The sequence below is a fragment of the Cupriavidus consociatus genome, from assembly GCF_017814975.1.
In the GTDB taxonomy this organism is placed as follows: Bacteria; Pseudomonadota; Gammaproteobacteria; order Burkholderiales; family Burkholderiaceae; genus Cupriavidus; species Cupriavidus consociatus.
The window spans coordinates 1-3,770 of sequence record NZ_JAGIQA010000094.1 but is presented as its reverse complement, the minus strand read 5'-3'; the positions used below and the strand labels follow the sequence as shown (position 1 = coordinate 3,770).

At 57.5% G+C, this 3,770-nt stretch carries 5 protein-coding genes and 1 pseudogene; 4 read left to right on the top strand and 2 right to left on the bottom strand.

The window, feature by feature from the left end; genetic code table 11:
* Positions 1–102: 102 nt before the first annotated feature.
* The 4 genes from J8I82_RS37365 (at position 103) to J8I82_RS38920 (ending at position 2,972) form a co-directional block, all read left to right on the top strand.
* Entirely contained in the window at positions 103–861 is a 759-nt protein-coding gene (locus tag J8I82_RS37365; protein WP_051648121.1) for a group II intron maturase-specific domain-containing protein, read from the top strand.
* A 44-nt stretch (positions 862–905) separates the two neighbouring features.
* Positions 906–1,916, top strand: a complete 1,011-nt coding sequence (locus tag J8I82_RS37360; RefSeq protein ID WP_209765609.1) for an IS110 family RNA-guided transposase — start codon at positions 906–908, stop codon at positions 1,914–1,916.
* A gap of 272 nt (positions 1,917–2,188) precedes the next feature.
* Positions 2,189–2,668 (top strand): hypothetical protein, encoded by a 480-nt coding sequence (locus tag J8I82_RS38925; protein WP_245180657.1) that lies wholly within the window; start codon positions 2,189–2,191, stop codon positions 2,666–2,668.
* Entirely contained in the window at positions 2,652–2,972 is a 321-nt protein-coding gene (locus J8I82_RS38920; protein ID WP_245180655.1) for a transposase, read from the top strand. Before J8I82_RS38925 ends, J8I82_RS38920 begins: the two co-directional genes overlap by 17 nt.
* Positions 2,973–3,072: 100 nt before the next feature.
* Here the strand turns inward: J8I82_RS38920 and J8I82_RS37350 are convergent, their stop codons facing one another.
* Complete coding sequence (locus tag J8I82_RS37350) at positions 3,073–3,354, bottom strand: calcium-binding protein (RefSeq protein ID WP_336620937.1); 282 nt, start codon at positions 3,352–3,354, stop codon at positions 3,073–3,075.
* A gap of 44 nt (positions 3,355–3,398) precedes the next feature.
* Positions 3,399–3,770, bottom strand: a pseudogene (gene groEL, locus J8I82_RS37345) (chaperonin GroEL); the annotation flags it as partial.

The window sequence follows — 3,770 nt, the reverse complement described above, 5'->3', positions numbered from 1 at the left end:
TCTGGACCATGGCGCCAGGCACTCCCTTGATATGCGAAGGCCACATCTTACCCGCGAGTTTGCTATGTTGTTGCCGGGGCTCTCTCGCCCGTAATCGCGAATATGGCGCTGGATGGGCTTGAAGCGGCAGTCCATGCAAGTGTGGGAACATCCAAACTTGCTCGCAGCAAGGCTCAGCTCAACGTCGTCCGTTATGCCGATGACTTTGTGGTGACTGGCGTGTCGAGAGATGTGCTGGAATCCCGGGTGCTTCCCGCGGTCAGGCAGTTTATGGCCGCCCGAGGTCTGGAACTCTCGGAAGAGAAGACCAGGATCACCAACATAGCGGAGGGTTTCGATTTCCTTGGCCAAAACGTGCGCAAGTACGGCGGCAAACTGCTGATCAAGCCAGCGAAGAAAAGTATCAAATCGCTGCTCGACAAGGTCAGGGAAGTCATCAAGGGCAACGCGAGTGTCACCCAAGAGGCGTTGATCCGTAGGCTGAACCCGATCATTCGGGGTTGGACTATGTATCATCGCCACGTCGTGGCAAAAGCGACCTTCTCAACGATCGACTCGCACATCTGGCACCTGCTCTGGAAGTGGGCAAGACGTAGGCACCCCACGAAAGGAGCCCGGTGGGTCAGGAAACGTTACTTCCGGTGTGACGGACATCGGTCCTGGGATTTTGCAACGAAGGGTTCGACCGAGGATGACACCTGCGGCCTGCAACTCTTCCGCGCAGCGACGGCCGCCATCCAGCGCCACATCAAAATCCGGGGACTGGCTAATCCGTTTGATCCGGCATGGGACATCTACCTTGCCCGCCGTCGAACCGCGAAACGTTCCGCCGGGCTGTCCGGTGCCACCCAGTGGCGCTGAAGGAATGGCTTGAGCCGGATGCGGGGCGACCTGCACGTCCGGTTCTGAGGGGGCGGCGGCGCAGTAATGCGTCGCTGCTACCCGACCAGATCCACGGCGTTGATCGCCATGGAAATGCAGTTCTGCAGCGGAAACTTCGTCGAGTTGAGATGCTGAAGTATTTTGCGAACCTCGAACCGAGCCTGGTTGGTATCGAAGCCTGCCACGGTTCCCATTACTGGGCACGGGAGTTGACCGCGTTGGGGCACACCGTGCGCCTGCTGCCGACGCAGTACGTAACGCCATTTCTGGTTGGTGGCAAGAATGATGTAAATGATGCTGCGGCGATCTGCGCCGCCGTGACAAGGAAGGACATTCACTTCGTTTCAATCAAGAGCGCCGAGCAGCAGTCTCTGCAGTCAGTGCACCGGATGCGGGAGCGCCTTGTTCAGGATCGCACGGCGAAATCGAATCAGATCCGAAGCATGTTTGCCGAAGAAGGTTTTGTCTATCCGGTTGGGCTGCACCAATTGCGCAAGGGCATCGTTGAGCTTCTTGGCAACCCGAATGCCAGGGTCACTCCAGTGCTCAGGAGACTCGGGGCGATGTACCTTGAACAAATGAACGCTCTGCAGCAATGGATCGACGAGCTCGGCAAGGAGATTGCCGAAATATTCAAATGCAATGAGGTCTGTCAACGGCTAGCGACTATCCCGGGTATCGGGCCTGTCATCGCAACCGCGCTCGTTAGCAGCGTCGGCGATCCATTGCAATTCAGGAACGGTCGACAATTTGCGGCGTGGCTTGGGCTGACGCCGCGACAACGATCCAGCGGCGGCAAGACAAAGCTGGGCGGCATCACGAAACGAGGCGATACCTATCTGCGAACGCTGCTTGTGCAGGGCGCTCACGCTGTGATTCACTTCGTCAATCGTCGTGGTGATCCGCACAGCCGATGGATCAAGACCCTATTGCAACGTCGTCACCCGAGCATCGCAACCGTCGCTCTTGCAAACAAGACGGCGCGCATCGCGTGGACAATCTTGACGCGCAAAGAGGTTTTCAAAGTAGCGTAGCACGTTGGATTGTTCTAACACCTTCACTTCCTTAGCGATTGCGCAAGAAGTGGCAAGCATGGCGAACCGGTCGGACCGGCGCTTGCAGATCCTGATATATCCGACGGCTGCATTCCGAAGCCAGAAGGCCGATGAGGGGCAAGCGCGCAAATTTCCATGATGGCTTGTGTGCACAGGACACATCAGAAGCCGAATGTACGGACGCAGTCGTGACCTTCAAAATGCAAACCACCCTTGCTCATAAGCGGGAGTCCATGTACGGATATAGTGGAATGGCCCCATCCTTCCCCGGTCTCTCGAGATTCCATGCGACCATGGAGTCTCGAGAGACCGGGGCATGGAAGACGTACCTTGAAGCATGTGGTGGCGCTCACGACTGGGCACGTCGCTTCATGGCTATGGGACACCAAGTTCAGATGATTGCTCCGAAGTTCGTGAAGCCGTTTGTCCAATCTCAGAAGAACGGCTCCAATGACGCCGAGGCAATCGTCGAAGCAGCTTCCCGTCCCACGATGCGTTATGTAGCGATCAATGGTATCGAGCAACAAGACATTCAATGCATGCACCGGATCCGAAGCTTGCTGATGCGTGATCGCATCGCGCAGATCAATTTTCTCGCCGAATATGGCATCGTCATTTCTCAGAGCGCTTTACAAGTGCAGCGGCGCCTCCCTGAGATCATCGCCGACACGACCACGGGAGCTGACAGAATTCATCAAGGGAATGGTGTGCGACATGTACGAGCGGCTTAAGCAACTCGATGAACAGATCGTGCGATATGACAATAAAATTCGCCAGGTTCATCGGGCTTCCGCCCAGTGTCAGCGACTGGAGAAGATCCGCGGTGTCGGCCCGATGATCGCCACAGCGATTGTCGCAGCCGCAGGGAATGCGAGGGCGTTCAAGAATGGACGACAATTCGCGGCTTGGCTCGGCCTTACTCCTCGCCAGCATTCGTCCGGTAGCAGGCAACGCCTTTTTGGCATCACCAAACGGGGAAACAGCTACCTGCGCATGCTCATCGTCCATGGGGCTCGCGCTGTCGTACAACAGTAACCGTCAGCGGAACCCGTGTTGACCTGAGAGTAATGCTCCGGCAGGTCATTGGCGTTGTGGTGGCTGCGGATGCTATGGCATCACGGCGGACGATCTGATGTCAGAATTGATAGCCTCGGTCCTGCCAGTACTGCCAATCGGCAATGGCCTGCTGCGTCATCTCGTCGCTCGCCAGTGGCACGAGTTGCGCTAGTGGGACAGCAAGCTTGCGCTTGTTCCATCTTATCCACACGAAGGCCTCAAACTGGCACCCGTCCTCGGGAGCCATTGCGATCACCTGTACCCGGTCGCCGGGGCTGAGCGGCGAGGTTGGAGATCTCCTGCGAACCTCAGCTTCAAACGGAACGGTGAGTTGCTCCTCGAGGTAGTAGTACCACGCCATCGACCGCTCCTCTGAACCGTAAGCGTCGACGACTATTTCCATCGTGATTCGCTCTTCACGATCTGGATCGGACTTTGGTCTAGGCATGCGTTCAGGGTAGCCTTTTCCAGCGTCAGGCCGATTTCTTCGGCGATGACGGTGCCGCCGGTCAGGATGGCGATGTCTTCCAGCATGGCCTTGCGGCGGTCGCCGAAGCCCGGAGCCTTGACGGCGGCGGTCTTCAGGATGCTACGGATGTTGTTGACCACCAGGGTCGCCAGGGCTTCGCCTTCGACGTCTTCAGCGATGATCAGCAGCGGGCGGCCAGCCTTGGCCACTTGCTCCAGCACCGGCAGCAGATCGCGGATGTTCGAAACCTTCTTGTCGAACAGCAGCACGAACGGGCTGTCCAGCTGGACAACCTGCTTTTCCGGGTT

Bases quoted from the DNA above. Each gene is read 5' to 3' on its own strand.
- J8I82_RS37365 (WP_051648121.1), top strand. From the start codon at position 103: ATGGCGCTGGATGGGCTTGAAGCGGCAGTCCATGCAAGTGTGGGAACA.
- J8I82_RS38925 (WP_245180657.1), top strand. From the start codon at position 2,189: ATGGCCCCATCCTTCCCCGGTCTCTCGAGATTCCATGCGACCATGGAG.
- J8I82_RS38920 (WP_245180655.1), top strand. From the start codon at position 2,652: ATGTACGAGCGGCTTAAGCAACTCGATGAACAGATCGTGCGATATGAC.
- J8I82_RS37350 (WP_336620937.1), bottom strand. From the start codon at position 3,354: ATGGCGTGGTACTACTACCTCGAGGAGCAACTCACCGTTCCGTTTGAA.